Origin of the sequence: Salinigranum halophilum, from assembly GCF_007004735.1 — an archaeon.
In the GTDB taxonomy this organism is placed as follows: domain Archaea; phylum Halobacteriota; class Halobacteria; order Halobacteriales; family Haloferacaceae; genus Salinigranum; species Salinigranum halophilum.
Genome location: NZ_SSNL01000004.1, coordinates 78,576 through 103,327, shown reverse-complemented (window position 1 = coordinate 103,327; position 24,752 = coordinate 78,576). Strand labels below are relative to the sequence as shown.

Here is a 24,752-nt window from a genome sequence, read left to right as displayed (position 1 = left end):
CCAGACGTTAGGCACGCCGAAGTGTATGACAGTTCCGACATCGCGCCTGGTATGACTCCTCCGCGCCGACGAGGACCGTCGGGTCGTCGACGTGGGCGGGCTCGCCGTCGACGAGCCGCTGGGTCCGGGTCGCCGGTTCACCGCAGACAGAACAGATGGCCTGCAGCTTCTCGACGTACTCCGCGACGGCCATCAGATGCGGCATCGGCTCGAACGGCTCGCCGCGGAAGGTGGTGTCGAGCCCGCAGACCACGACACGGTAGCCGTCGTCCGCCAGCGACTCGGCGACGTCGACCAGTTCGGGCCCGAAGAAGTTGCCCTCGTCGACGGCGACGACGTCGACCGCCGCGTCCCGGCGCTCGAGGCGGTCGTATATCTCCCAGGCGCCGTCGCTGTCGCCCTCGTCCTCGTCCTCGCTGGCGACGACCGTCGCCTCCCAGCTCCGTCCGTCGTGCGACCCGACGGTGGTCTTCCCGTACCGGTCGTCGACGGCGGGGCTGAAGACGGCGACCTCCTGCCCCGCGATTTCGGCGCGTCGAAGCCGCCGCAGCAACTCCTCCGTCTTGCCGGAGAACATCGACCCGGTGACCACCTCGACCCACCCGCTCTTCGTGATGGCGTGCACGCTTCGAGAGGGGCGAAGCGAGGGTCAAAACGGTTCCGTCTCGTCCGCTCGCGCGCCCGTGGCCGCAGACCGCCGGCGTCAGAACAGGCCACGGAGCACCGCGAGCAGGTCGACGCTGTACCCGAGCGCCTCGACACCTCTGAACCCGAGGTAGATGCCGACGATGCCCATCACGCCGGCGACGTTCGGCGGCGCGGGGATGGGAACCTCGAGCGCCGCGAAGGCCGCGCCGGCGACGACTCCCGTCAGGAGTGCGAGGACCACCTGCGTGTTCATCTCAATCATCTGCCCCGAGGTTCTCGCCCGCCTCGAACGTCGCCGGTTCGGGCTCGATGGTCGCGTACTGGACGACGCGCCGACCGAGGACGCGGACCCGTTCGTCGAGGTCGTCGCTCGTGATTCGGCCCTCACCTCCCGCGTACGAGACGTGCTGGGACGCCCGGGGAATCGCCGCCTGGTGTGGGAGAACCCAGCAGTCGAGCGCCCGGCAGACCGACCGGAGGTGGTCGAGCGCCGTGACGGGGAACGAGCCGCCGGCGACGCCCAACAGCCCGACGGTCTTCCCCTCGAACTCGTCGAAGCCGCAGTAGTCGAGGGCGTTCTTCAGCACGCCCGAGTACGAGCCGTGGTACACCGGTGTCCCGAGGACGACGGCGTCCGCGGCGTCGACGGCGGCCAGCAACTGTGCGCCGTCTCCCTGGTCCGCCGCGTCGCGGTCGGCGTCGAGCGGCGGCAGGTCGACGGTGCGGAGGTCGAAGAGTTCCGTCGACGCGCCGGCCGCCTCGGCGGCGGCGAGCGCGACGCCGAGTGCGGCGCGGGTCGCGCTCTCGTCTCGACGGCTCCCGCAGAGAGCGAGTACGTGTGTCATACCACAGGCGACGAGAGTGGGAGAGAAAGGCGTCACGGTCCTGCACGCGCGGGAGTGCCTCACCTGCCCCCGCCATCCGCCGTCCCCGGGCGTTACGTTCGGAGACGGGCGCGGAGGCGCGAGCCGTCGTCGTCCGCGCCGTCGCTGTCGTGGTCGTCGTCCGCCCCCTCGACGACCTCGACCAGTCCGTCCGCGGCGAGGTCGTCGACCAGGCCGCGGAGCCACTCGCGGGAGTTCGGGCCGTAGTCGACTCGCACACGCGGTCCGAGTTCGTCGAGCGCGAGTTCGTCGTACTCACCGAGGACGCGAACCACCCGTCCGCGGAACTGCCGGCGCGACCCCTCGAAGCTCGGTTGCGTTGGAACGTCCGGCGCGGTGAAGTCCCCGGTCTCGTAGGCGTGACACCGCGTGCGCCACGGACACCCTGCTTCGTCGCACCGGGGCGTCTTCCCGCAGGCGACCCCCCCGAGTTCCATCACGGCGTTGTTCCACACGCGCGACTCGCCGGGTGGCATGAGTTTTCGGGCCGCGGCCTCGAACGCCGAGTCGTCGTCGGGGACGTCGAACGCGCGGTGGAGGACGCGCTTGACGTTGGTGTCGACGACGGCGTTCCCGGTGTTGAACGCGAAGGAGGCGACGGCGTTCGCCGTGTACGGCCCGACGCCCATCAGCTCCTCTAGCTCGCCGGGCGAGTCGGGGAACGACCCGTCGAACTCCGTCGTGACCTGTTGGGCCGCCTCGTGGAGGTACTTCGCGCGGTTGTTGTACCCCAGTGAGTGGTCCGACCAGAAGCGCACCACGTCCGCTCTGTCGGCGGCGGCCAGGTCGTCGACGGTGGGCCACTCGTCGAGGAAGTCCTCCCACGCCTCGACGACCCGCCCCAACTGGGTCTGCTGGCTCATGACCTCCGAGACCAAGATGGCGTAGGGGTCGGTCGTCCGCCGCCAGGGGAAGTCGCGATGGTCGGCCTCGTACCACTCGACGAGCGCCGTTCGAACCGAATCGAGGTCGACGTCGTCCAGTGGGGCCGCGTGGTCGCTCATCGACGGAGGGAGGGAACTCCGGCGTAAATGCGTGGTGGTTCGCCCATCCGGGAGTCGGTGTGGCGTGTCGGGTCAGTCGTGTTGTTTCCGCACCTGCTCGGGGTGTTCGGCGACGAAGACGCTCGTGTGGTCCGGGACGTCTTCGGTGATCCACGAGTTCGCGCCGATGCTCACGTGGTCTCCCACGGTCACGGGTCCGAGCACGTTCGTCCCGGCCCCGATGACGACGTGCGCGCCGACGTCGGGGTGGCGTTTGTACCCCTTCTTCAGCGTGTGCGCCTCGTTCTCCTCCTCTTCGAAGTGGAGTGCGCCCAAGGTGACGTTCTGGTAGATGCGCGCCCACTCGCCGACGGTGGCCGTCTCGCCGATGACGACGCCGGTGCCGTGGTCGATGAAGCAGTGGTCGCCGACGGTCGCGCCGGGGTGGATGTCGATACCGGTCTCGGTCTTCGCGTACTCGGCGAGTTCCCTGGCGTACTCGGGCGCGCCGGCCTCGTAGAGTGCGTGGGCGACACGGTGGACGACGAGCGCCTGGACGCTCGGGTACGAGCGGATGACCTCGACGTAGCTCTTCGCGGCGGGGTCACCCCGGTAGGCGGCGTCGACGTCGCGTTTGATCGTCTCCCGAATCTCGGGGAGTCGCCCGAGCACGCCGTCGACGAGGGGGGTCGGGTCCGCGTCGAGATAGGGCGCGGTCCCCTGGTGACAGAGCCGACCGAGGCGCTCGACGGTCGCTGCGAGCGCGTCGCCGTCCTCGACGAGACCGCCGGCGTTCCAACAGCGGGGAAAGAAGAGTCGTTCCAACACCCCGATTTCGTCGCGCAGGTGGTCCCGGCGCGGGAACGCGAGGTCGGTACGCGTGGGAAACGGCTCCTCGTCGGCGCGAAGCGACGCGCTCAACGCCCGATGAACGTCCCCGGTGTACGTGTACGCCATACGGGGCGTTGACCGCGCCGAACGAAAAGTCGTATCCCTCCGCCGGGCCTGCGGTCTCTCATGTCACTCGACGACCTCGACGACGACGTGATGGCGGTCTACGGCGGGCTGAACGACGAGCACGCCGTCGAACTCGACCGGGAGACAAAGAACGAACTGGCGATGCTCGCGGCCGTCTTCGACGCCGACGTGGACGAGCTAGTCCGACGGGGCGTCCACGCGCTCTTCCGGTCGACCGTCGACACCGGTGACCTCGACTTCCACCTCCGACAGGGCTACGACGTCACCTACGACGAGTACCTGGCGGGGATGACCTACGACGAGATGACCGGCGCCGACCAGTACCCACAGCGCGACGACGAGCGACGCTATCAGATGTAGACTCCGCCGTCGAGCGCCTCGTCCACGCTCACTGGCGCCACTCGACGCGCACGACCTCCTCGCCCGACACGTCGCGAGCGCGGAGCATCGGCCCGCGGTCGGTACGCTCGACCGCGAGCGCTTCGATGGAGACGACCAGCCGACCGTCGTCGAGCGTGGCCCGCAACACGACACCCGTCGCCGTCGCCGCGACGTACGGCGGCGCGGCGACCGGCGGCGCGCGGAGTCGGTTCCCGGTCTGTTCGACACAGCCCGCGAGGACTCGCGGGAGGGACTCCCAGACGCCTGCAGAACGCAGGCGTGCCTCGGTCCCCTCTCGGACCGCGCTCGTATCGCTTCGGGACTCACCGGTCTCCGCCGCGGCCGACGCCGCCGCACACGTTCGCACGGCGTCGAGCACGTCCGCGTGTTCGCTCACGAGGTAGGTCTCCACGGCAGTCGGGTCGACGGCGGTCACAGGGGCGTGTTGACGACCGGTCGTCAAATACTGTCGGGTCGACCCGTCACTGCTCGGCCGTCTCGACGCCGACGACGTGTTCGGTGACGACGACCGGGTTCCGGCCCGCGGGGACGGCGACGACGCGGAGCACGTCGCCTCGCGCGAAGCCGCGGACGTCGGGACGTGCGGTCCGGCCCGGCTGGAACCCCCGACTCTCTGCGAGCCACTGAGTCCCGTCGAGGGCGTCCCGACTGCGGCGCGCCGAGAGGAACTGCTCGTTCCCGCGCTGGCTGTGGTCGTACCCCAGCCGAATCCGGCGGGCGACGACGTACCAGCCGTCCCCGTCGTCGTCGAGTTCGCGTGCGAGGTCGGGGTTGCTGGCGTCGTCGACGCGGTGTTCGAGTCGGACGGCCACGAGCGGTCGCCTCGGGACGAACCGCACCCGGACGAGCCGTTCGGACTCGTCGTCGCCGTCGACGTCGCGTGGTCGTTCGTCGATACGGAGGTCGGCGAGGTACCGGGTGCCGCCGGTGGTCCGTCCGCGCTGTAGTTGTCCCGCCACCGTGAGCGAACACAGGGAGACCCCGGCGCTCGCGAGGAGGGTCCGTCGGGTCCACATGTTCGAGCGACCGCGAGCGAGGTATATGACCGTTCGTCTCCGACTATCAGGCCTGGTCTCGAGGGGCAGGCGAATCAGAACCCGACACTTCAGGCTTTGCCGTCGAGTATCACAACTGAGTCATGGACGTGACTCCCGGTCGCGACCCGTCGCTTTTTGCCCTTCCGGGACTCGTCTCACGGTATGAACACCGACGAGGTCGAGAGGCTCATCGAAGCGGGTATCGAAGACGCCGACGCGACGGTGACCACTCCCCGGAACCCGGACCAGGAGTTCGAGGACGCCCACTTCGCGGCGGTGGTCGTCTCGCCCGCCTTCGAGGGGAAGTCGCTCGTCCAGCAGCACCAGCTAGTGTACGACGCCCTCGAGGGGCACATGACGACGGACATCCACGCGCTCGAGATGAAGACCTACACGCCCGAGGAGTACGAGGAGCACGCCGGCGGGCAGTGAGCCCGCACGCGGAGGACGACACGGTTTTCAGCCGGTGTTGAGAAATCGGAGCGTGTCCCGACTCACCGACCAGCCCCGGCACCGCCGAGAGGACTGATGCTCGCCGAGTCGTTCCGGTACCCGCTCCGAGCGAGGACGGCCCGTGACGCCGTCGCGGTCTGTACTGGGCTGGTCCTGGTCGCGTTGCTGTTGCTCCGGGCGGCGCGTGCGCTGTGGCCCGACCCGTTCGCGCTGGTGCCCGCGCTCCTCGCGCTCGTCCCGACGGTGCTGTTCGCCGGCTATCTCGGGCGGGTCCTCGCGGCCGAGCCACGGTCGTCGGCGACGGCCTTCTCGTGGTCGGCAGCGAACCTCCGAACCGGTGCTCGGGTCGTCGCCGTCGCCGCCGTCTACCTCCTGCCGGCGGTGCTCGCGCTCGCGCTCACCGCGTTCGTCCTTCTCAGCGGCGGCGGTGGGATGCTGCTGACGCTCGCGCCGACCCTCGCGCTCCTCGTGACCGTCGTGGCGCTCTACACCCTCCCCGCGGCGGTGGCGGCGGCGGGGCGAAACGGGCTCCGTTCGGGCTTCCGCCGCGCGTCGCTCGGCGGTCTCGCCAGCGGGTCGTACTTCTTCGCGTGGACCGTCGCGACGTCGCTCGTCGTCAGCGTGTGGAGCCTCCTCACGGCGGTGGCGACGGCGACACCCGCCGCGATTCTCCTCGCTATCGTCTTCGCGTACGCGCACGTGGTGGCCGCGCGACTGGTCGGTGAGGGACTCGACCGGAGTCGGTGGCAACCGGCGTGAGAAGGCTGTGGGTGTGGCTCGTCGGGTCCGGGTTCAGTTCGACGGCGCGTCGGCGATGGCGTCCTCGTCGACGATGGTCCGGTTGTGGAGCGCCCGCCCCGTTCGCCGGTCGAAGACGTGGATTGCCTCCTCGGGGAAGCGCACGACCACGCTCTCGCCACGACTGAACTGTCGCATACTGCTCGTCGTCGCGACGACCGCGTTGTCGGGGTCTCGCTCACCGAACGTCAGATACACCGTGTTCTCGTCGCCCATCGGCTCGACGACGTCGACCTCGGTCTCGAAATCGTGTGGGCCCGTGGCCTCGCTGACGAGTTCGATTGCCTCCGGGCGGATGCCGAAGACGAGGTCCGTCTCGTCACCGATGTCGACCGCGGTCTCCTCGGACACCGGGTACTCGAACGAGTCGGCGACGAGCGTCTCCCCGTCGAACGTGACGTCGAAGAAGTTCATCGACGGCTCGCCGAGGAAGCCAGCCACGAAGACGTTGGCGGGTTCGTGATAGCATTCGAGCGGTGTCGCCACCTGTTGCAGTTCGCCACCGTCGAGGATGGCGATGCGGTCTCCCATCGTCATCGCCTCGGTCTGGTCGTGCGTGACGTACATCGTCGTCACCCCGAGGTCCTCTTGGAGGCGCTGGAGTTCGGTCCGCATCTGCGCGCGGAGCTTCGCGTCCAGGTTCGAGAGCGGTTCGTCCATCAGGAACACTTCGGGGTCGCGGACGATGGCCCGCCCGAGTGCGACCCGCTGTTGCTGCCCACCGGAGAGGTCCCGCGGTTTGCGGTCGAGGAGTTCAGCCATGTCGAGGAGGCTCGCCGTCTCCTCGACGCGCTCACGAATCTCGGCGTCCGAGAGGTTCGTGCTCTCTTCGAGGCCGAACGACATGTTCTGCCGCACGCTCATGTGTGGGTAGAGCGCGTAGGACTGAAACACCATCGCGATGTCTCTGTCCTGCGGTTTGACGTCGTTGATGACTCGGCCGTCGAGGCTGATACGCCCGCCCGAGACGGTCTCGAGCCCCGCGACCATCCGGAGCGTCGTCGACTTCCCACAGCCGGAGGGACCGACGACGACGAGGAACTCGCCGTCGGCGATCTCTACCGAGACGTCGTCGACCGCGACGACCTCCGCGTCTCCGTCCTGATACACCTTCGTGAGCGAATCGAGTTCGAGTGTTGCCATGTGTTACTGCCTCCTGTTGTCTGTCTGTGGTACTGGAGCTATCGGCGCGGTCGGAACAGGGACCCTCACGTCGCCACCCCCTCGGCGAACTCCTCGCCGAACATGATGTACACCGCGAGGGTGGGGAGCGCCGCGAAGAACGCCCCGGCCATGCGGAGGCCGAAGTCCTGCCCTTCGAGCGACTGGCCCAGTCCGGCGAGAATCAACACGACGGGGGCGGCCGCGCTCGACTCGGTGGCCACGAGGATGAGCGTAAAGAGCAGGTCGTTCCAGATCTGGGTGAACTGGTAGATGAGGACGACGGCGAACATCGGCGTCGACAGCGGGAAGACGATACGCTGGTACACCCGTCGGAGGGTGGCTCCGTCGAGTCGCGCGGACTCGACCATCTCGGTGCTGATGTTCTTGTAGTACGAGCGGAAGAGGATGGTGCAGATGGGGATGCCGTAGGCGACGTGGGTGACGATGAGTTCGAGGATGCCGACGTAGTCGTCGTTGATACCCATCGCCCAGAGGAACGAGAGCCACTCGTCGAGCGGTGCGAACTGCGCCCAGAACTGGCTCAGCGGCACCAACACGGCCTGGTACGGGATGAAGATGCCGGCGACGAACAGCGCCAGGAGGGGCGCTTTGTAGCGCATCCGCCAGTTAGTGATGGTGAGGCCGTAGGCGGTGATGCTGCCGAAAAAGGCCGAGAGGATCGTCGCGGGCACCGCATAGAGGAGGCTGTTCCCCATCCCTCGGACGAGCGCATCAATCGCTGTCTGCCACTTTTCGGTCGTGAACCCACCGCCGCCCGGCGGGGCGAAGGGTGCCGTCTCGACGACGGCGGTGTTCGTCTTGAACGAGGTGACGAGCCCCGACTCGATGGGCGTCAGGTAGAACGCCATCAACCCGAGGAGGACGGCGTAGAGTCCGACCCGGTACGGGTCGAGCGACAGTCCCGTCTCGGTCTCGGTGCTCATAGGTTCCCCCTCCGGAACTGGTAGGCGAGATACGGGCCGATGACCGACAGCGCCATCGCGAAGAGGATGATGGCCAGGGCGGCCCCGTAGGCCCAGTTCTGGTTCGAGTACGCCTCACGGACCATCTTCGTCGCCAGGATGTCGGCCCCGTTGGGTGGGCGGTAGTTGGCGGTCAGCGAGTAGAGGAAGTCGAACGCCTTCAGCGCGAACACCATGAGCACCACGGCGGCACCGATGGTCGCGCTCTTGAGCTGTGGGATGATGACTCGCCAGTACATCTTCAGCGTGGAGGCGCCGTCGACCTTCGCGGCCTCGTAGTGCTCTGTCGGAATCGCTCGCAGTCCGGCGAGGTAGACGACCATCGCGTAGCCGGAGAACTGCCACATGAGCGCGAAGATGACCGCCCAGAGGACGACCTGCTGATTGCCGATCCAGTCGACCGGCCCGACGCCGAAGCTGCCGAGGAAGATGTTGACGACCCCGTTGTTGAAGTTGTACATCCACAGCCAGAACTGCGCGGTGACGACGAACGAGAGGCTCATCGGCAGCAGATAGATGGTCCGGAAGGTGTTCTCGAACCGGATTCCACGGTCGATGAGGATGGCCAGCGCGAGCCCGAGCGCGAGCGTCGCGATGGTGAACGCCAAGAGCAGGATGACCGTGTTGAGCGCGGCGTCGACCGCGCCGGAGTCCGTCGCCGCCCGGATGTACATCTCGAAGTCGAGGTCCGCGTAGTTCGGTGCCTGGGCGAACCCTTCGTAGTCGGTGAGCGAGATGAGGAGGTTCCAGAAGATTGCACCGTAGACGAACAGTCCGACGAGGAGGAACGCCGGCAGCCAGAACGGGAGCGACTCGACGAAGTCCTGGCCGAGTCGCCCGTCGACGCCGCGGACCAGTCTGTCGACGGGCCCGGTGGTCGACGAGTCGGTCACGACGCCACCGTCAGCTCGCGTTTCTCCTGCCGAGCACTGTTCGTCGTGTCCTGTCGCTTCACCCGGGAGTAGCCGTCGGAGCCTGCGAAAAATTCGGGACATGAGTCTGCGATGCCTCGATTAGTTGGAGACCGCGTCGAGGAAGCCCTGCGTCGCGGCGTCGACGTTGTACGGTCCCGTGAACTCCGAGGAGATGACCTCGTTGAGCGCCGTCATCTTCTCCGAGGAGACTGCCAGCCCGTGCTGGAGCGTCGGCGGGCGCTCTTCGGCCTCGGCGAAGTCCTGGGCGGTCTCCTGGAGGTACGGCCCGAACTCGTCCAGGCTGACGTCGGTCCGGGTCGGGATGGAGCCCTTGTACTGGTTGAACGCGATCTGCGCCTCGGGGCTGCCGACGAACTCCAGGTAGGTCTTCGTCGCCTCGGGGGTCGGGTTGTTCGAGGGGTAGAGGAACGAGTCGAAGTGGAGCATGTACATCCCCTCGGTGCCGGGGAACGTCTTGAAGCCCCAGTCCTCGTCGTAGTCGAAGTCCTCCGCGTTCCGGTAGGCGCCCGCGGCCCAGTTCCCCTGGTGGATGAACGCCGCGTTACCGTTGATGATGTTCTGGTTCGACTCGGTGAGGCCGATGGAGGAGGCGTCGTCGCTGATGTAGTTCTCGAGGACGGCTGCCGTCGACTCGAACGTCGCGCGGACGGCCGCTTCGGAGCCCTCACCGTTGATGAAGTCCATGTAGGCCTGGTAGCCTTCCTGGCCGAGCATCATCGAGGCCCACAGCTGTGTCGTCGTCCACGTGCCGGACATCCCGTGTGTGAACGGGATGTAGTCCGTCTCCGTCGCGACGGTGTCGAGCGCGTCGGCGAAGGCCGAGACGCTGTTCAGCGAGTCGACGTCGACGCCCGCCTCCTCCACCACCGAGACGTTGTAGAACAGGCAGTTCAGTCGGTGAGAGCCGAGCGGGACGGCGCGGAAGCTCCCGCCCTGCTGGTGGAGGTCGACGGCCTCCTGGACCATGACCTCGGAGAAGTCGTTCTCCGACCAGACGTCGTCGACGCTGCCGAGCGCCCCCTCGTAGCGCTGGAGGTTCTTGCCCGGCCAGTTCGCGAACGTGCTCGGCGGGTCGCCGCTCTGGAGGCGGTTGGCGACGACGGCGTCGAGGTTCTCGTTGCCGCCGCCACCGATGGGGTTGAACTCGGCCGAGACGTCGGGGTACGCCTCGCTGAACGCGCTCGCGAGCGCCTCCGCCGCACGAGCGCCGTCACCGCCGGTCCACCCGTGGAGAATCTCGACCGGTCCGCTCGAACCGCCGGAGCTCCCGCCGTCGCTGGAGCTTCCGCCGTCACCACCGGACCCGCCGGAGTCTCCGGACCCACCGGAGCCACCGGAGTCGCCGCCAGACCCGCCGGAACCACCCCCACCGGAACAGCCAGCGAGGCCGGCCATCCCAGCGCTTGCGAGTCCCGCGAACTTGACGTACGTCCTCCGTGATAATCGTTCGTTATCGTCCATGGTTTTTTGTCCTCGTCAGAGGTACTCAAATCCTTCGGCACTATCATGATAAACCTTCTCAAGTTTACTCTCTCAACAATAAAGAATATTCAACAGATTTTCGATAATACATTATCGAAACACAGTAACGAGACACACCCAAAATAGTCAGAGTACATATCTTACTTCGTTCGTCACCTCTCCGGTGATAGTCGCCGGGCGAGCACCGTCAGCCAGGCCGCCGTGACGCGGGTCGACCGAGCCGACTGGACTGTCGACGCGACGCCGGTGGCTCCGACGACGTCGTCCCCGAGGCAGCACTGTGGGACCGGCCGTGCCGCAAGAGTAGCTTTTAGGCGACCCGGTTGCGTTGCCCCAGACATGAGCGACGACTTCCGAATCGAACGGGACAGTCTCGGCGAGATGCAGGTGCCGCAAGGGGCGTACTGGGGCGCACAGACCCAGCGCGCGGTGGAGAACTTCCCCATCTCGGGCATCACGTTCGGCCGTCGGTTCGTCCGGGCGCTCGGTGTGGTGAAGAAGGCCGCCGCACAGGCGAACCGCGACCTCGGTCACCTCGACGAGGACGTCGCTGACGCCATCGTCGAAGCCGCCGACGAGGTCATCGCGGGCGACCTCGACGACCAGTTCCCGGTCGACGTGTTCCAGACCGGGTCGGGGACCTCCTCGAACATGAACGCGAACGAGGTCATCGCGAACCGCGCCGCCGAACTCATGGGCAAGGAGGTCGGCGACCGTGCGGTCCATCCGAACGACCACGTCAACTACGGACAGTCGTCGAACGACGTCATCCCGACGGCGATGCACGTCTCCGCGCTGGAGGCCGTCGAGAAGGACCTCCTTCCCGCCCTGGAGGCGCTCGCCGCGTCGCTCGAGGAGAAGGCGGACGAGTTCGCGGACGTCGTCAAGACCGGTCGGACCCATCTGCAGGACGCCACGCCCATCACGCTCGGCCAGGAGTTCGAGGGGTATCGGACCCAGGTCGAGAAGGGCGTCACGCGCGTGGAGAACACACGTGAGCACCTCGGCGAACTCGCCCTCGGCGGGACCGCCGTCGGGACCGGACTGAACACCGACCCCGAGTTCCCCGAACTGGCGGCCGAGTACATGTCCGAGGAGACGGGCGTCGCGTTCCGCGAGGCGGACAGTCACTTCGAGGCGCAGGCGGCCCACGACGCGATGAGCGAGGCCCACGGCGCGCTCCGGACGGTGGCCGGGTCGATGAACAAGATCGCGAACGACCTCCGACTCCTCGCGTCGGGCCCGCGGAACGGGCTGGGCGAACTCGAACAGCCGGAGAACCAGCCCGGCTCTTCCATCATGCCCGGCAAGGTCAACCCGGTCGTCGCCGAGGCGGTCAACCAGGTCCACAAGCAGGTCGTCGGCAACGACGCGGCCGTCGCCGCCGGCGCGGCCGAGGGTCAGATAGACCTCAACCTCTACAAACCCGTCCTCGCGCACAACTTCCTCGAGTCCAGCCAGCTGCTCTCGAACGCCGCGGCGGTGTTCGCCGAGCGCTTCGTCGACAAACTCGAGGCCAACGAGGAGCACTGCGCGACCCAGGTCGAACGCTCGATGGCACTCGCCACCGCGTTGAACCCCGCCATCGGCTACGACAAGGCGTCGAAGGTCGCCAAACAGGCGCTCGCGGAGGGCAAGACCGTCCGCGAAGTCGCCGTCAGCGAAGGGTACCTCACCGAGGAGGAGGCCGACGAGGTGCTCGACCCCATGGCGATGACCCGGCGCGGCATCCTCGGCGACGACTGACTCGGCTCCGAGCCGCGTCCCATCACCCGTCCGCCTGGCACCACCGTGACAGTCGAGCACACGGTTCGAATCCGTCCGTGGACCGCGCTAGCGCTTTTCTTCCGCAGTCACTTTCTACGAAACCGAAGAGAAGCGACATCTTGAAGCTACATGCTGGTGTCCTTGTCACTATGGCGGGGATGCAGATCACAAAGCAGTCCGGTCGAGACATGCTCGTATGCCGAAAATGTGCCGCAGAGTTCCCCGAGGGGCGGGCGACAAAGGACGGATGGCACTACGAGTGCCCCGAATGCGGCGAGGCGGAAGGTATCGGTGAGGGGCTCCGGCGGCTCTAAGGCGGCGCTCGATTCTCCCGACGGTATCGCATCCCCCTGAGGATTCCCGCCGCGACGCCGAGCCCGAACCCGCCGAGCGTCACACCGACGCCGAACCCGGGCGTCTCGGTTCGCGTCGTGCCCGCCGACGTGTTCTCTACGGTCGACACCGTGACCGGTTCCCGTTCGTCCAGCGACGGCTCCGTCGACGCCAACTGCGTCGTCTTCGCGCCCGCGCTCGCGTCCGTGCGCTGGACCGACGGGTCGGTCGGCGAGACGTCGAGCGCATCGTTCGTCCCGTCCCCGTCGGTGTCTGGACTCGTCGGGTCGGTCTGTATCTCACGCTCGCGGCCGTCCGAGAGCGTGTCGCCGTCGGTGTCGGCCACGAACGGGTTCGTCGGGGGCGTCGACGCCACCTCCGTGCGGCTGGTGAGGCCGTCACCGTCGGGGTCGAGGTCCCCCCCATGGACGTAGCGCGCCGGGTCGTCCGGAAGCGGCGGGAGGGCCTCCGTCGTGACGTACCGGTCGAGCCACGGTCCGAGCGACTCCTCGCCGGTCGTCTCGACGACGGCGCGCCGGAACGCGGTGTAGTCGTCGAACGACTGGTGGGCGAGGAAGACTTCGTACAGCGTCCCGTCGGTGCGGGCTCTGATCTCCGCGTCGAGCGCGGCGAGGACGTGCGCGCCCTTCTCATAGTCGGCGAGCGTCCCGCGCCAGGTCGTCGGCTCGGAGAGGACCACGGCCGTCCGGTTCGGCCTGAACCGGTCCGCCCGGGTCTCGCGGTAGAACGCGTCGTAGGTGGTGCCGCCGACGTTCACCACCGACAGGGAGCCGTAGTATTCGGCGGTGGCCTCGGTGAGCCAGGCGGCCGACCCGTTGCCCACGTCGCCGAGTCGGGAGTGGACGTACTCGTGGGCCAGGGCGTTCTCGGCCCCCGAGACCGCAGTTGCGTCGGCGGTCACCCAGAAGGCGTCGCCGAACGCCTCGCCGGTCACGACGGCCTCCTCCGACCCGGTGCGGCCCTCGTACGGGAGGACGAAGACGACGAGGCGGTCGCGGCGGACCCCGAAGTCGAATCGTCCCCGCGCTCGGTCGAGGAACGACCGGGCGGCAGAGACGTTAGCCGCCGTGGTTCCGTCGCCGACGACGAACCGGACCGTCTCCCCCTGACCGCGCACGTCGACGGTGTCGTACGCGCCCATGAACGCCATGCGGTCCGTCGCGTAGCCGTCGCCGTCGACCCGCGTCGTGGAGACCAGTCGGGGACGGGTCCCGGTGTAGGTGACGTCGATGCCGGTGGGCGGGACCGTGGCGAACGCCCAGCCGTCGCGTTCGACACCCCACTCACCCGTGGAGACCTCGTCCGTCGACAGCTGAAGCTGCAGGGTGACCGTCGGCGTCGACGTCGACCGGGTCCACGCGAACGTCGTCTCGTCCTCGCGGTCGAAGCCGTCGCTGTCGACGACCGAGACCGACGACCCGGCGAGCTCCGGGAGCCGCACCCGGAACGCCGTCACGCCGGTGGGGATGTCGTACCGGAGACGGAGGCGAGCCGTCCCGGACGTGTCGCCGCGGGTGAACGTCTGCAGTTCACCGATCTCCGGTCCGTGTCTCGACGCCACACCCGCCGCGGCGACGTCGGCTCGGTGTGCCGACGCCACGGGCGGCGCCGTGTTGAGCGCGGGTGACGGACTACTGGCGACGGCGACAGCGAGACCCGGGGTCGAACCCACCACCGACGCGACCACCACGAGCGTCGAGAGGAGGGTCAGTACGCGCAGTCGTGACGGGGGCATTGCAAACGCGTACGCCGACCGGTCACTTCAACTCGCACCCCACAGACGGTGCGTCGGAACTGGAGCCTTTTTTACGCCCCCCGCTCGGAAGGATGACCAATGAGCGCGTACGACTACGAGGAACTCGGGCTCGTCGCGGGGCTCGAGATCCACCAGCAGCTGGACACCTCGCGCAAACTGTTCTGCGAGTGTCCGACAGAGCGTCGCGAGCCCGCAGCGGCCGATCGGACGCTCACCCGGTATCTCCACCCGACGAAGAGTGAACTCGGCGAACTCGACGACGCCGCCCTCGAGGAGAGCCGCGTCGACCGCGAGTTCGAGTATCTCGGGTACGACACCACCTGTCTGGTCGAAGAGGACGACGAGCCCCCCTCCCGGCTCTCTCAGGAGGCGCTCGACGTGACGATGCAGATCGCCGCCCTGCTCGACATGGAGGTCGTCGACCAGGCGCACGTCATGCGGAAGCTCGTCATCGACGGCTCGAACACCTCCGGCTTCCAGCGCACCACGCTCGTCGCACAGGAGGGCGAGATATCGACCTCGGAGGGGCCGGTCTCCGTCGTCGACCTCCTGCTCGAAGAGGAGTCGGCCCAGCGCGTCGAGGCCACCGACCGAGGCGTCCGCTGGTCGCTCGACCGACTCGGCATCCCCCTCGTGGAGATCGGGACCGGTCCGGACATCTCCTCGCCCGAGCAGGCCCGCGAGGCCGCCGAGACCATCGGGATGCTGCTGCGGTCGACCGGGAAGGTAAAGCGCGGACTCGGCACCATCCGCCAGGACGTCAACGTCTCCATCGCCGACGGGGCGCGTGTGGAGATAAAGGGCGTGCAGGCGCTCGACGACATCGACGACATCGTCCGCCTCGAGGTGCAGCGACAGGTCGAACTCCTCGAGATTCGCGACTCGCTCCGAGAACGGGACGCCGCCGTGGGCGAGCCACAGGACGTCACGGCGGTGTTCGAGGACACCGACTCGGGCGTCATCGCCGGTGCGCTCTCGGCTGGGGGCTCGGTCGGGGCGGTCCGCCTGGAGGGCTTCGACGGTCTCGTCGGCCACGAACTCCAGCCCGACCGCCGCCTCGGGACGGAGCTCTCGGACCACGCGAAGCGCCACGGTGCGGGTGGTGTCTTCCACACCGACGAACTCCCCGCCTACGGCGTCACCGAGGCGGAGGTCGCGGCGCTGCGCGAGGCGGTCGACGCCGGCCCCGACGATGCGGTGGCCCTCGTCGCCGACGACACCGAGACCGTCGAGTTAGCCGTCGACGCCGTCGCCGAGCGCGCGCGCACGGCCGTCGACGGCGTCCCCGAGGAGACGCGCGACGCACTGGAAGACGGCACCACGCGCTATCTCCGCCCGCTGCCCGGCGCGGCGCGGATGTACCCCGAGACGGACGTCCCCCCGGTCGAACCGGACCCGTCTGCGGTCGAGGTGCCCGAACTGCTCACCGAGAAGGCCGCGCGCTACGAGGACGAGTACGGTCTCGACGCCGGCCTCGCCGAGCAGGTGGCGTACGGACGCCGGTTCACCCTGTTCGAAGCCGCCGTCGACGACGGCGTCGACCCGACGCTCGCGGCCAACACCCTGGAGTCGACGCTGACCGAACTCCGCCGCGACGACGTCACCGTGGCGCGTCTGACCGACGACCACCTGATGGACGTGCTCCGACTCGTCGAAGCGGGCGACCTGGCGAAGGAGGGCATCGGCGACGTGCTCACCGTCCTCGCGGCGGACCCGTCGCTCACGGCCGAGGAAGGCGTCGAGGAGGCCGGACTCGCCGGCGTCGGCGACGAGGAGGTCCGCGAGGCCATCGTCGAGGTCGTCGAACGCAACGCCGACCAGGTCGAAGCGGAGGGGATGGGCGCGTTCTCCGCCCTGATGGGCGAGGCGATGGGGGCGCTCAGGGGCAAAGCCGACGGCGGTCAGGTGAGCGACGTCCTGCGCGAGGAGATTCAAAAGCGCGCCTGAGTCGAGCCGTTGGCCGTCTTCAGTCGTCGACCAGTTCCGACAGGAGCGTCTCGAGGCTGTAGCTCTTCAACGGGCGCGTGCTGTCGCGGATGCTCGAGATGACGAACGTCGAGTTGGTTCGTTCGACCTCTGGAATCGACTCGAAGTCGCGGACGAGCCGTTCGACGTCGTCGCTGTCGGGGAGTCGGGCGACGACCACGAAGTCGGTCTCGCCCATCGTGAAGTACAACTGAGTGACGCCCTCGACCGCTTCGAGGCGCTCGGAGACGTCCTCGTACCGGTCGTAGCTCGCGAGCACCTCGACGATGACCGTCACCCCGAGTCCGAAGGCGTCGAGGTCGACGTCGTAGAGGTCGTTCTCGATGACGCCCGCCTCGCGGAGGTTGTTCAACCGGTAGTGGATGGTCGAGACGGGGATTCCCGTCTCCTCGTGGAGTTTCTCGGGGCTACCCGTCCCGAGGTCCGAGATGGCCTTCAACAGCGTGACGTCGCGTTCGTCCATGGCGGGCAGATAGCCACGACGGGCACTTGAACCTCGGTGTCACGAGCGCGAGCAGTCTCGAACCAGTACCGGCACACACGAGGAAACCGAAAGGAACGTTCAACAACGACTCGCCTCGTTGTAGAAGGTCTTAACAACCTTCAAGCGACGAGTTCGAACTGAATTCGACGAAATGGAAACTATCCAAAGCAAGATTCAATCAACACCCGTTCTGTTCGTCCTGCTCGCCGCGTTCTGGGGGACCTCGTTCGTCGCCATCGACGTCGGCCTCGAACGCGTGCCGCCGCTCCTGTTCGCCGCGCTCCGCTACGACCTCGCCGGCGTCGTCGTCCTCGCGTACGCGGCGGTCACTCACGACCGGTGGCTTCCCCGGACCCGGCGCGACTGGCTCTCGGCGCTCGTCGGCGGCGTCTTCCTCGTCGGTGCCTTCCACGCCCTGTTGTACCTCGGCCAGGGTGCCGTCTCGGGCGCTGTCGCCGCCATCGTCGTCAGCCTCGTCCCGCTCCTGACGGCGGTCTTCGACCACACGCTCCTCGGCGAGCGCCGCCTCGAACCCGTTGGCGGTGCCGGGTTCGTCTTCGGCGTCGTGGGGGTCGTCGTCGTCGCGAACCCCACTCCGGGCGCGCTCGACTCCACGGCCGCGCTGGGCATCGGCCTCGTCTTCCTCTCCGCGGTCGCGTTCGCCCTCGGGAGTGTCGCCACGCGGTCGGTCTCGGCCGACTTCCCGGTGGTCTCCCAGCAGGCGTGGACGATGCTCGTCGGAGCCGCCGTCTTGCACCTCGGGAGTGTCGTCCGTGGTGAGTCGTTCGTCGCGTCGGCGTGGACGCCGTCGGTGCTTCTCTCGTTCGGCTACCTCGCCGTCGTCTCGGGCGTCGTCGGCTTCCTGATCTACTTCGAACTCCTCGAGCGGGTGGGGCCTTCCGAACTCAATCTGGTCAACTATCTCAACCCCATCGTCGCGGCGCTGGTCAGCTGGGCCGTCCTCGGCGAGGTGCTCGGCACGACCGCCGTCGCGGGGTTCGTCGTCATCTTCGCGGGCTTCGGACTCCTCAAGCGCGACGCCGTTCGCTGTCTCGTTCGCTCGCGGTGGACCGTCGCCGACTGCTGAGCCGCTTTCGTCGGCGAAACGGTCTTCTCCTCCTCGCTCGAACCGCTCGACCGTGACCCTGCTCTTCGAGGACTTCGACGTCGGCGACCGCTTCGACCTCGGCACGTACGCGGTGAGCGAGGCCGAGATACGCGAGTTCGCCGAGCAGTACGACCCGCAGTGGTTCCACACCGACCCCGACCGGGCGCGCGAGGAATCGATGTACGGCGAGCTCATCGCCAGCGGCTGGCACACCGCGGCGATGACGATGCGCCTCCTCGTCGACGGACTCCTCGCCGACGCCGCCTCGCTCGGCGCGAAGGGCGTCGACGAGCTCCGCTGGTGGCGGCCGGTCTTCCCCGACGACGTCCTCTCGGCCACCGTCGAGGTGGTCGAGTGTGACCCCGAACGCGGACTCGTCCGCCTGTCCGTCGTGACGAGAAACGAGGCGGGGGAGAAGGTGTTCTCGATGGTCGGCAACGTCCTGTTCGCGCGGCGAACCGAGTGAGGTCGGGTGCGGCGGCCGTGGTCGCGGCTACCGCGGGTGTCGTGCTTACCGCGGCTTCTCGGGGGGCTGGACGCGCTCGGACGCCTTCCGGAAGAGCCCCGTGAGCGTCGTGACCTCCCGGTCGGTGGGGTGTGCCCTCCCGAGCAGCCGGCGGACCATCCGCATCGTCTTCTCGCGCTTATGCTCGCGGTGTTCGAGCTGTGTGAGGAACGTCTCGAAGAAGTCGTAGAAGCGCTCGATGTCGGCCTCGTCGGCGCGCTCGCGCTCGACGTCGGGGAGTTGTGTGTTCTCGACGCCCGCACCGAGCGTGAGCGTCCGCAGTTCGTACAGGGCGACGGTCGCTGCCTGGCCGAGGTTGAGGACGGGGTACTCCTCGGAGGCGGGAATCGAACAGACCTCGTCGAGGCGCTCTAACTCCTCGTTCGACAGGCCGGTGCCCTCCCGACCGAAGACGAGGGCCGTCTGCGTCTCGACGCGGGCGAGCGAGTCGGCCAGTTCGCGCGGCGTCCGGAACGGGAAGCGGACGTGCCGCCGGGCGTCCTCGTTGGTGATGGCGGTGAAGCCGACGGTGTGGTACTGCTCGACGACGTGGTCGAAGGTCACCTCGTCGGCGTTCGGCAGGACGTCCTCACGGGCGTGACCGGCGAAACCGTACGCCTCGCTGTCGCGCGTCATCGCTGGTGGGTCGACCAGCTTCAGGTCCGAGAAGCCGAAGTTCTTCATCGCGCGGGCGATGGTTCCGACGTTCCCCGGCGTCTCCGGTTCGACCACGACGACGACGGGCGCGTCCGCACTCATCGCGTCGGGTAGTCCGCCCCGAGGTCGACGTCGAGGTCGACGTTCGCGTCGCCTTCGTCCTCCTCGTCCTCGTCGTCCTCGCTCTCCCCGTCCAGTTTGGCGGGACGCTCGAACGGCGTTCCCTCCCGGAGGTCGATGCGCTCGCCTTCGAACTCGTTCTCCGCTTCGAGTCGCCGCTGAATCTCCTGGGGGTCCGGGGGGTCCGGCAGTTCGTCGGGGTCGGTTTCGACGTACTCGAGCCCCGCGTACCCCTCGGGCGCGCGGCCGCCCGCGGCGAACCACTCGTGGAACGCGTCGCGGAACCCGTCGTCGCCGGCGAGGTCACGACCGCCCTCCTCGCGGAACCAGTAGAGGAAGTCCGCCTCGTGGTGGTCACAGAGCAGTACCTCGTCGAGCGGTTCGCCGTAGACGATGCTCGCCTGACGGCACCGGTCCTTCTCGGCGTCGCCGTGGACGAGATAGCAGGCGTCACAGGGCCGCTCGACGATGAGCGACAGGCGAACGAGGCGGTGCCGGGCGTCCTCGGGAATCTCGGTGAGCGGCCGGAACTCGCCCTCCTCGGTGAACACTTCGCGCTCTTCGAACCGCCAGCCGCGAAGTCCGATGCTGACCTTCGACATACCCAACGTACCCGCGGGACGGACAAAAAGAGCGTGACTCGCCGTCGAGAGCGATTCGACAGGGCGTCGACCGCGACCCACCACTCGCCGTGACCGGTCGGTCTATACGCACTGAGTCCTCAGCGCGAGTATGCGAACGGTCAACGCAGCCGGCCTGGACATCGGCGACGACGCGCCCCCGAGAATCATGGGCGTCCTGAACGTCTCGAAGGAATCGCCGTACAAGCCGAGCGTCTTCAACGACCCCGGCGAGGCCGCCGAGTACGTCGACACCGAACTCATCGACCAGGGGGCCGACATCGTCGACATCGGACTGGAGTCGGCGAACAAGAAGTTCGAGGTGCTCTCGGCGGCGGGCGAACTCGAACGGCTGGAGACGGCGCTCGACGTCGTCGACAGCGTCTCGGGCGACGCGGTGTTCTCCATCGAGACCCGGTACCACGAGGTGGCCGAGGCGGCCATCGAGGGCGGCTTCGACATGGTGAACGACATCTGCGGCTTCGCCGACCCGGAGATGCCCCGCGTCTGCGAGGAGTACGACGTCGCCGTGGCGAAGATGGCCTCCCCGCCGGACCTCGAACGCCCCGGTGCCATCGAGGACGTCGACGACATCTACGACGCGCTCGAACTGAACGGCTTCACCGACAAGACCATCCTCGACCCCGCGTTCGGCGGGTGGTCCGAGGAGAAGACCACCGAGGACGACCGCGAGACGTTCCGTCGGCTCCGGGAGTTCAGAGGCTACGGCCGCCCCCTCCTCGTCTCCATCAACCGCAAGAACTTCCTCCGGGAGGTCGCGGGTCGCGACACCGAGGATGCGCTCTCGGTCTCGCTCGCGGCGACCGCCATGGCCGTCGAACGCGGCGCGCACGTCGTCCGGACGCACGACGTCGCCGAGACGCGCGACGCGGCGCTCATCGGCAGGGCGTTCACCCGCGAACGGGTCCGCGAGTCGGGGGAACTCGACGTGGAGGAACTCGACGTGACGGCGGTCGGCGAGGCGAGCCGACACCTCGATCGACTCGGTGTCGACGACGGCGTCGCGGCCGAGAGCGTCGTTCGTCCCGTCGAGTTCGCCGGCGTCAGCCGCGACGAACGGGCCACACTGGACGCCGCGGCTCGCGAGGCGGGCGTGACGCTCGTCGCGGGCGACGAGGGCGGGCGACTCCTGCTCGTCGGGACCCCCGGTGGGTACGCGCGGCTCCAGGGAGCCGTCGGCGACACCACCCCGGCGCTCGAGACGGCACTCGAACGGCTGCCGATGGCCTGAACACCCCGCCGCCCCCGATATTCACGGACGAGAAAACTTATGCAGGGCCACAGTAAACCGACTATGCGGAGGCCGGAGGGGCACGCGGGTAGGGGTACACGCTGCCACTCCGGCTCGTGCGGTTCGCCGATCATTTATTCACGACCCGTGAGTCACGACGCTGGAGAGTGCGCATGAACTTCGAGGAGTGGGAGCCGGTGTACGAACGAATCCTGGCCGACTTCGGCTTCGACCGCGCCGCCGACGAACACGCCAGAGACGTCTGTCGGTCGCTCGTCGGGGGTGTGTTCGACGTCGACACCCTTCGAGACGGTGTCGAGGGGAACACGGTCGCCGTCGTGGGCGCGGCACCCGCGCTCGCCGACGAGGTCCACCGGGCCGCCGAGGCCGACCGCGTCTTCGCCGCATCGACTGCCGCCGACGTCTGTCTCGAGCACGGGATCGACGTCGACCTCATGGTGACCGACCTCGACAAGAACCCCGAGACTGCCGCCGACCTCACCCACGGCGGAACGCCGGTCGCCGCGCACGCACACGGGGACAACGTCCCGCTCCTCCGGGAGTGGCTTCCGCGGTTCGCTTCCGAGTGGACACTCCCGACGACACAGGCCGCGCCGGTCGACCCCGTGGTGAACGCCGGCGGCTTCACCGACGGCGACCGGGCCGCCTTCCTCGCGGACCACCTCGGCGCTGCCGCGCTCGTCTTCGTCGGCTGGGACTTCGACGACCCCACGGTCGACCCGATGAAGGCGGCGAAGCTCCGGTGGGCCGCACGGCTCCTCACGTGGCTCGAGGCGCGGCGCGGCGACCGGTTCGCCGTCCTCGACGGCCACCGCGACCCGCTCGAGCCGCGCTCACCGCCCGACGACGGACGGTGACGTGTCGTCGTCGACGACGGCCACGCTGGCGGTGAACCCGCTCTCGAAGAGGCGGGCGTCGCAGTCGGCGCAGGTCACCGCGACGGTCCGCTCGTTCACCCCGGGAACGCGGCTCGACGCCCGGTCGAGCACTGTCGTCCCGTCACAGCTCGGACAGACGTCCAGATACAGCCGAAGCGTCGAGAGCATCGCCCCGCGTCGTTGCGGTGAGACCGCGTCCCACCGCGGGTATCGACGGCGGAGTTCGTGGATGCTGGCCGTGTCCGCGACCAGTGCGGCCCGGGAGAGCCACGCGCCGAGCGGCGCGCCGGCGGCCTCGGCGAACAGGACGCCGTCCCGCCACGCGAGGGTGACACGCTCGGGAGCGACGGAGAGGGCGGCGGCGAGCGCCCGAGCGTCGTCCTCACGAGGCCCGGCCGAGCGGACGCGCGCACGCCACGCAGCGAGGAACGACGGGGCAGGCTGGAAGTCCCCGCTCGCCCGCCGGAGGACGCCCGCACGGAGGAGTTCCCGTTCGTCCGGCGGGGCGGGGGAGTGAGAGTTGGCGGCGTCGAGCCAGTCGGAGACGGCACGGACGAACGCCGGGGTGCCGGGGACGGCGTAGCCGCGGAGGACGAGGAACGCCACGCCGACACCGATGAGGACAGCGCCCGACAGCGGCACCAGCCGCTCGACACCGACGGCGACGAGGCTCACCACCAGCACGTTGGCGACGACGAATCCCGGCTCGCGGGCGCGTCCCGTATAGGACGGGTGTCCGAGCGACGAGACGAACGCGATGAGGTTCATGTGTGGGGGCGGCCTCGGCAGGCGTTGCTGCCCGTCTATGGTGATACCGATGGTTAGGTATGGGTAGGATACCGTCCGATTATGAGAGTATTCGGCCGGGTAGGCTGGGCTGAACCGGTCGGAACCCCAGACTAACGGGGCGAAACGTATCGTCTGGGGAGAATGTTGTCGGCTTAACCGTCCGGATGACGAGCATCTCCCGCCACCGGTCCGCCGGCCGTCCGACGCGCGACCGCCACCGCTCTCGCGAGGCCGGTAGCTTCTCGTTTGGCCCCTCCTTGCTGCCGGTATGCAGCTTCACTGGCACCGCCGCGACCTCCGGACCGCAGACAACCGGGGGCTCGCGGCCGCCGCCGACGCCGGACCCGTCGTCCCGCTCTTCGTCTTCGACGACGCGGTCCTCGAACACGCGGGCGCACCGCGGGTCAGATACATGCTCGACGCGCTCGACGCGCTGCGGGCGCGGTATCGAGCGCTCGACTCGGACCTCGTCGTCCGCCACGGCGACCCCCGCGAGGTCGTCCCGCAGGTCGCTCGCGATGTCGGCGCGGACCGCGTCTGCTGGAACAAGGACTACTCGGGCCTCGCCCGCGAGCGCGACGCCGCGGTTCGCCGGGCCCTCGACGGGGTGGACGTCGCCCGCGAGAGCGTCCACGACCACCTCCACCACGAACCGGGCTCCATCACGACAAACAAGGGCGAGCCGTACTCGGTGTACACCTACTTCTGGAAGAAGTGGCGCGACCGCGAGAAGGCCGAGCCGTACGCCGAGCCCTCCAGTGACCGTCTCGCCGACCCGGGCGTCGTCGACGACACTGGCACCCTGCCGAGCATCGAGGCCCTCGGCTTCGAAGAGCCCATCGCGACCGTTCCAGACGCGGGCACCGAGCCGGCCCGCGAGCGTCTCGCACGATTCCGTGACGACGGCATCTTCCGGTACGATTCCGACAGGGACTACCCGACGCGGGACGCCGTCTCGCGCCTCTCGACCGACCTCAAGTGGGGGACGCTGGGCGTGCGCGAGGTGTACGCCGCGACGGAGGCAGCGATGGACGCGGCCGGCGAGGACGAACGGGAGTCGGTCGAGGAGTTCCAGTCACAGCTCGCGTGGCGGGAGTTCTACACCCACGTCCTCTTCTTCAACCCCGAGGTGGTCTCACAGAACTTCAAGGAGTACGAGAACGACATCGAGTGGCGCGACGACCCCGAGGAACTGGCGGCGTGGCGCGAAGGGCGGACGGGCTACCCCATCGTCGACGCGGGGATGCGGCAGTTGAAAGCGGAGGCGTACATGCACAACCGGGTGCGGATGATCGTCGCCTCCTTCCTCACGAAGGACCTGCTCTGTGACTGGCGGCACGGCTACGCCCACTTTCGGAACCTGCTGGCGGACCACGACACACAGAACGACAACGGCGGCTGGCAGTGGGCCGCCTCGACGGGGACCGACGCCCAGCCGTACTTCCGTATCTTCAACCCGATGACGCAAGGAGAACGGTACGACCCCGACGCCGAGTACATCAAGACCTACGTCCCCGAACTCGAGGGGGTCGACCCCTCGGTCATCCACTCGTGGCACGAGTGCTCGGCGCTCCAGCGGCGCAACGCCGCGCCCGACTACCCCGAACCGATCGTCGACCACGCCGAGCGGCGCGAGGAGGCGCTCGCGATGTTCGAGCGAGCGCGCGGCGACGACTGAATCGGGAGACGTAGCCGTGCCGGCGTCCCG

Annotated in this window: 27 protein-coding genes; 11 read left to right on the top strand and 16 right to left on the bottom strand. The window is 68.3% G+C overall.

The window, feature by feature from the left end; all coding sequences use genetic code 11:
* Nucleotides 1–7: 7 nt before the first annotated feature.
* From E6N53_RS09115 to epsC, 5 genes are all read right to left on the bottom strand, one after another.
* Nucleotides 8–625 (bottom strand): thymidine kinase, encoded by a 618-nt coding sequence (locus E6N53_RS09115; RefSeq protein WP_136590045.1) that lies wholly within the window; start codon nt 623–625, stop codon nt 8–10.
* A 78-nt stretch (nt 626–703) separates the two neighbouring features.
* Nucleotides 704–901: a XapX domain-containing protein gene (locus tag E6N53_RS09110; protein ID WP_136590461.1), complete on the bottom strand. Its 198-nt coding sequence runs from the start codon at nt 899–901 to the stop codon at nt 704–706.
* A 1-nt stretch (nt 902) separates the two neighbouring features.
* Nucleotides 903–1,493 (bottom strand): NADPH-dependent FMN reductase, encoded by a 591-nt coding sequence (locus tag E6N53_RS09105; protein WP_142858660.1) that lies wholly within the window; start codon nt 1,491–1,493, stop codon nt 903–905.
* Nucleotides 1,494–1,585: 92 nt separating this feature from the next.
* Nucleotides 1,586–2,536, bottom strand: a complete 951-nt coding sequence (locus E6N53_RS09100; RefSeq protein WP_142858658.1) for an HhH-GPD family protein — start codon at nt 2,534–2,536, stop codon at nt 1,586–1,588.
* A gap of 72 nt (nt 2,537–2,608) precedes the next feature.
* Nucleotides 2,609–3,472, bottom strand: coding sequence for a serine O-acetyltransferase EpsC (gene epsC / locus E6N53_RS09095; protein WP_142858656.1), 864 nt, complete (start codon nt 3,470–3,472; stop codon nt 2,609–2,611).
* A 60-nt stretch (nt 3,473–3,532) separates the two neighbouring features.
* Between epsC and E6N53_RS09090 the strand changes: the two genes are divergently transcribed.
* Nucleotides 3,533–3,853, top strand: coding sequence for a ribbon-helix-helix protein (locus E6N53_RS09090; protein ID WP_136590041.1), 321 nt, complete (start codon nt 3,533–3,535; stop codon nt 3,851–3,853).
* A gap of 28 nt (nt 3,854–3,881) precedes the next feature.
* On the opposite strand, the gene E6N53_RS09085 is transcribed toward E6N53_RS09090, so the two are convergent.
* Together E6N53_RS09085 and E6N53_RS09080 are read right to left on the bottom strand one after the other, a co-directional pair.
* Entirely contained in the window at nt 3,882–4,310 is a 429-nt protein-coding gene (locus tag E6N53_RS09085; RefSeq protein ID WP_142858654.1) for a DUF7988 family protein, read from the bottom strand.
* Between the two features lie 46 nt (nt 4,311–4,356).
* Nucleotides 4,357–4,911: a hypothetical protein gene (locus E6N53_RS09080; protein WP_142858652.1), complete on the bottom strand. Its 555-nt coding sequence runs from the start codon at nt 4,909–4,911 to the stop codon at nt 4,357–4,359.
* Between the two features lie 183 nt (nt 4,912–5,094).
* Here E6N53_RS09080 and E6N53_RS09075 point away from each other — a divergent pair, with 183 nt between their 5' ends.
* Both E6N53_RS09075 and E6N53_RS09070 read left to right on the top strand, forming a co-directional pair.
* On the top strand, nt 5,095–5,364 hold the full coding sequence (locus E6N53_RS09075) for a BolA family protein (RefSeq protein WP_142858650.1): 270 nt from the start codon (nt 5,095–5,097) through the stop codon (nt 5,362–5,364).
* Between the two features lie 96 nt (nt 5,365–5,460).
* Nucleotides 5,461–6,144, top strand: a complete 684-nt coding sequence (locus E6N53_RS09070) for a hypothetical protein (RefSeq protein WP_142858648.1) — start codon at nt 5,461–5,463, stop codon at nt 6,142–6,144.
* Between the two features lie 33 nt (nt 6,145–6,177).
* On the opposite strand, the gene E6N53_RS09065 is transcribed toward E6N53_RS09070, so the two are convergent.
* The 4 genes from E6N53_RS09065 to E6N53_RS09050 all read right to left on the bottom strand — a co-directional run bounded on the left by E6N53_RS09065 (nt 6,178) and on the right by E6N53_RS09050 (nt 10,726).
* On the bottom strand, nt 6,178–7,326 hold the full coding sequence (locus tag E6N53_RS09065; RefSeq protein WP_142858646.1) for an ABC transporter ATP-binding protein: 1,149 nt from the start codon (nt 7,324–7,326) through the stop codon (nt 6,178–6,180).
* Nucleotides 7,327–7,391: 65 nt separating this feature from the next.
* Nucleotides 7,392–8,291, bottom strand: coding sequence for a carbohydrate ABC transporter permease (locus E6N53_RS09060; RefSeq protein WP_142858644.1), 900 nt, complete (start codon nt 8,289–8,291; stop codon nt 7,392–7,394).
* Nucleotides 8,288–9,325 carry a carbohydrate ABC transporter permease gene (locus E6N53_RS09055; RefSeq protein ID WP_142858642.1) on the bottom strand — a complete coding sequence of 346 codons (1,038 nt, stop codon included), beginning with the start codon at nt 9,323–9,325 and terminating at the stop codon, nt 8,288–8,290. The genes E6N53_RS09060 and E6N53_RS09055 overlap by 4 nt, the downstream gene beginning before the upstream one ends.
* 18 nt (nt 9,326–9,343) lie before the next feature.
* Nucleotides 9,344–10,726: an ABC transporter substrate-binding protein gene (locus E6N53_RS09050; RefSeq protein WP_142858640.1), complete on the bottom strand. Its 1,383-nt coding sequence runs from the start codon at nt 10,724–10,726 to the stop codon at nt 9,344–9,346.
* Between the two features lie 360 nt (nt 10,727–11,086).
* On the opposite strand from E6N53_RS09050, the gene E6N53_RS09045 reads away from it, so the two are divergent.
* Together E6N53_RS09045 and E6N53_RS21520 are read left to right on the top strand one after the other, a co-directional pair.
* Entirely contained in the window at nt 11,087–12,493 is a 1,407-nt protein-coding gene (locus tag E6N53_RS09045) for a class II fumarate hydratase (protein WP_142858638.1), read from the top strand.
* 170 nt (nt 12,494–12,663) lie between these two features.
* The gene (locus E6N53_RS21520) at nt 12,664–12,828 is read left to right on the top strand and encodes an HVO_2901 family zinc finger protein (protein ID WP_201741598.1); all 165 of its coding nucleotides are present in this window, start codon (nt 12,664–12,666) and stop codon (nt 12,826–12,828) included.
* On the opposite strand, the gene E6N53_RS09040 is transcribed toward E6N53_RS21520, so the two are convergent.
* Nucleotides 12,825–14,603 (bottom strand): M1 aminopeptidase family protein, encoded by a 1,779-nt coding sequence (locus E6N53_RS09040; protein WP_142858636.1) that lies wholly within the window; start codon nt 14,601–14,603, stop codon nt 12,825–12,827. The two genes, E6N53_RS21520 and E6N53_RS09040, sit on opposite strands and share 4 nt — an antisense overlap.
* A gap of 99 nt (nt 14,604–14,702) precedes the next feature.
* Here E6N53_RS09040 and gatE point away from each other — a divergent pair, with 99 nt between their 5' ends.
* Nucleotides 14,703–16,571 (top strand): Glu-tRNA(Gln) amidotransferase subunit GatE, encoded by a 1,869-nt coding sequence (gene gatE / locus E6N53_RS09035; RefSeq protein ID WP_142858634.1) that lies wholly within the window; start codon nt 14,703–14,705, stop codon nt 16,569–16,571.
* Nucleotides 16,572–16,590: 19 nt separating this feature from the next.
* Here gatE and E6N53_RS09030 read toward each other — a convergent pair whose 3' ends face one another.
* Nucleotides 16,591–17,073, bottom strand: a complete 483-nt coding sequence (locus E6N53_RS09030; protein ID WP_136590029.1) for an Lrp/AsnC family transcriptional regulator — start codon at nt 17,071–17,073, stop codon at nt 16,591–16,593.
* Nucleotides 17,074–17,245: 172 nt separating this feature from the next.
* Between E6N53_RS09030 and E6N53_RS09025 the strand changes: the two genes are divergently transcribed.
* Nucleotides 17,246–18,181, top strand: coding sequence for a DMT family transporter (locus E6N53_RS09025; RefSeq protein WP_142858632.1), 936 nt, complete (start codon nt 17,246–17,248; stop codon nt 18,179–18,181).
* Between the two features lie 52 nt (nt 18,182–18,233).
* Complete coding sequence (locus E6N53_RS09020) at nt 18,234–18,668, top strand: MaoC family dehydratase (RefSeq protein WP_142858630.1); 435 nt, start codon at nt 18,234–18,236, stop codon at nt 18,666–18,668.
* A gap of 45 nt (nt 18,669–18,713) precedes the next feature.
* Here E6N53_RS09020 and E6N53_RS09015 read toward each other — a convergent pair whose 3' ends face one another.
* A complete protein-coding gene (locus E6N53_RS09015) occupies nt 18,714–19,466 on the bottom strand; it encodes an RNA methyltransferase (protein ID WP_142858628.1) in 753 nt (250 codons plus the stop codon).
* Entirely contained in the window at nt 19,463–20,086 is a 624-nt protein-coding gene (locus tag E6N53_RS09010; RefSeq protein ID WP_142858626.1) for a DUF8114 family protein, read from the bottom strand. Before E6N53_RS09010 ends, E6N53_RS09015 begins: the two co-directional genes overlap by 4 nt.
* A gap of 130 nt (nt 20,087–20,216) precedes the next feature.
* Here E6N53_RS09010 and folP point away from each other — a divergent pair, with 130 nt between their 5' ends.
* On the top strand, nt 20,217–21,356 hold the full coding sequence (gene folP, locus E6N53_RS09005; RefSeq protein ID WP_142858624.1) for a dihydropteroate synthase: 1,140 nt from the start codon (nt 20,217–20,219) through the stop codon (nt 21,354–21,356).
* Nucleotides 21,357–21,529: 173 nt separating this feature from the next.
* Complete coding sequence (locus tag E6N53_RS09000; RefSeq protein WP_142858622.1) at nt 21,530–22,234, top strand: 6-hydroxymethylpterin diphosphokinase MptE-like protein; 705 nt, start codon at nt 21,530–21,532, stop codon at nt 22,232–22,234.
* Here the strand turns inward: E6N53_RS09000 and E6N53_RS08995 are convergent.
* Nucleotides 22,211–23,023 carry a DUF8054 domain-containing protein gene (locus tag E6N53_RS08995; RefSeq protein WP_142858620.1) on the bottom strand — a complete coding sequence of 271 codons (813 nt, stop codon included), beginning with the start codon at nt 23,021–23,023 and terminating at the stop codon, nt 22,211–22,213. The two genes, E6N53_RS09000 and E6N53_RS08995, sit on opposite strands and share 24 nt — an antisense overlap.
* Nucleotides 23,024–23,312: 289 nt before the next feature.
* Here E6N53_RS08995 and E6N53_RS08990 point away from each other — a divergent pair, with 289 nt between their 5' ends.
* A complete protein-coding gene (locus tag E6N53_RS08990; protein ID WP_142858618.1) occupies nt 23,313–24,722 on the top strand; it encodes a cryptochrome/photolyase family protein in 1,410 nt (469 codons plus the stop codon).
* Nucleotides 24,723–24,752: the final 30 nt, after the last annotated feature.

What these genes read in the sequence shown, in the direction of transcription:
- E6N53_RS09110 (WP_136590461.1), bottom strand. Translation starts at nt 901, where the DNA reads ATGAACACGCAGGTGGTCCTCGCACTCCTGACGGGAGTCGTCGCCGGC.
- E6N53_RS09105 (WP_142858660.1), bottom strand. Translation starts at nt 1,493, where the DNA reads ATGACACACGTACTCGCTCTCTGCGGGAGCCGTCGAGACGAGAGCGCG.
- E6N53_RS09100 (WP_142858658.1), bottom strand. Translation starts at nt 2,536, where the DNA reads ATGAGCGACCACGCGGCCCCACTGGACGACGTCGACCTCGATTCGGTT.
- epsC (WP_142858656.1), bottom strand. Translation starts at nt 3,472, where the DNA reads ATGGCGTACACGTACACCGGGGACGTTCATCGGGCGTTGAGCGCGTCG.
- E6N53_RS09090 (WP_136590041.1), top strand. Translation starts at nt 3,533, where the DNA reads ATGTCACTCGACGACCTCGACGACGACGTGATGGCGGTCTACGGCGGG.
- E6N53_RS09080 (WP_142858652.1), bottom strand. Translation starts at nt 4,911, where the DNA reads ATGTGGACCCGACGGACCCTCCTCGCGAGCGCCGGGGTCTCCCTGTGT.
- E6N53_RS09075 (WP_142858650.1), top strand. Translation starts at nt 5,095, where the DNA reads ATGAACACCGACGAGGTCGAGAGGCTCATCGAAGCGGGTATCGAAGAC.
- E6N53_RS09070 (WP_142858648.1), top strand. Translation starts at nt 5,461, where the DNA reads ATGCTCGCCGAGTCGTTCCGGTACCCGCTCCGAGCGAGGACGGCCCGT.
- E6N53_RS09065 (WP_142858646.1), bottom strand. Translation starts at nt 7,326, where the DNA reads ATGGCAACACTCGAACTCGATTCGCTCACGAAGGTGTATCAGGACGGA.
- E6N53_RS09060 (WP_142858644.1), bottom strand. Translation starts at nt 8,291, where the DNA reads ATGAGCACCGAGACCGAGACGGGACTGTCGCTCGACCCGTACCGGGTC.
- E6N53_RS09055 (WP_142858642.1), bottom strand. Translation starts at nt 9,325, where the DNA reads ATGTCCCGAATTTTTCGCAGGCTCCGACGGCTACTCCCGGGTGAAGCG.
- E6N53_RS09050 (WP_142858640.1), bottom strand. Translation starts at nt 10,726, where the DNA reads ATGGACGATAACGAACGATTATCACGGAGGACGTACGTCAAGTTCGCG.
- E6N53_RS09045 (WP_142858638.1), top strand. Translation starts at nt 11,087, where the DNA reads ATGAGCGACGACTTCCGAATCGAACGGGACAGTCTCGGCGAGATGCAG.
- E6N53_RS21520 (WP_201741598.1), top strand. Translation starts at nt 12,664, where the DNA reads ATGGCGGGGATGCAGATCACAAAGCAGTCCGGTCGAGACATGCTCGTA.
- E6N53_RS09040 (WP_142858636.1), bottom strand. Translation starts at nt 14,603, where the DNA reads ATGCCCCCGTCACGACTGCGCGTACTGACCCTCCTCTCGACGCTCGTG.
- gatE (WP_142858634.1), top strand. Translation starts at nt 14,703, where the DNA reads ATGAGCGCGTACGACTACGAGGAACTCGGGCTCGTCGCGGGGCTCGAG.
- E6N53_RS09030 (WP_136590029.1), bottom strand. Translation starts at nt 17,073, where the DNA reads ATGGACGAACGCGACGTCACGCTGTTGAAGGCCATCTCGGACCTCGGG.
- E6N53_RS09025 (WP_142858632.1), top strand. Translation starts at nt 17,246, where the DNA reads ATGGAAACTATCCAAAGCAAGATTCAATCAACACCCGTTCTGTTCGTC.
- E6N53_RS09015 (WP_142858628.1), bottom strand. Translation starts at nt 19,466, where the DNA reads ATGAGTGCGGACGCGCCCGTCGTCGTCGTGGTCGAACCGGAGACGCCG.
- E6N53_RS09010 (WP_142858626.1), bottom strand. Translation starts at nt 20,086, where the DNA reads ATGTCGAAGGTCAGCATCGGACTTCGCGGCTGGCGGTTCGAAGAGCGC.
- folP (WP_142858624.1), top strand. Translation starts at nt 20,217, where the DNA reads ATGCGAACGGTCAACGCAGCCGGCCTGGACATCGGCGACGACGCGCCC.
- E6N53_RS09000 (WP_142858622.1), top strand. Translation starts at nt 21,530, where the DNA reads ATGAACTTCGAGGAGTGGGAGCCGGTGTACGAACGAATCCTGGCCGAC.
- E6N53_RS08995 (WP_142858620.1), bottom strand. Translation starts at nt 23,023, where the DNA reads ATGAACCTCATCGCGTTCGTCTCGTCGCTCGGACACCCGTCCTATACG.
- E6N53_RS08990 (WP_142858618.1), top strand. Translation starts at nt 23,313, where the DNA reads ATGCAGCTTCACTGGCACCGCCGCGACCTCCGGACCGCAGACAACCGG.